This window comes from Paraburkholderia sp. SIMBA_030, assembly GCF_046535245.1.
GTDB lineage: Bacteria > Pseudomonadota > Gammaproteobacteria > Burkholderiales > Burkholderiaceae > Paraburkholderia.
The window spans coordinates 1-251 of sequence record NZ_JAWRXB010001170.1 but is presented as its reverse complement, the minus strand read 5'-3'; the positions used below and the strand labels follow the sequence as shown (position 1 = coordinate 251).

The 251-nt window shown below is 64.1% G+C and carries 1 pseudogene; it reads right to left on the bottom strand.

The features are described 5' to 3' along the window. Nucleotides 1–42: 42 nt before the first annotated feature. Nucleotides 43–251: pseudogene (locus SB772_RS43725) on the bottom strand (hypothetical protein); the annotation flags it as partial.

Below are 251 nucleotides of genomic sequence, written 5' to 3'. Positions count from 1 at the left end.
TCGGCCTGAGCCTGGTGGCCTTCGGCAGCACCGCGCCGCAGCTCACCGTAAGCCTGCAGGCTGCCTACCAAGGCGCACCAGCTGGCGTGATACGCGCAGCGGGATGATCAGCGCGGCCAGGCCGAGAATTACCAGTACGTTGAAGATATTGCTGCCGATCACGCTGCCGACTGCGACATCGGGTGCGCCTTGGTCCCGCTGTCGGCCTACGGCCAGTACGTGAAAAACACCGAGAGCACCGACGGTGAAGA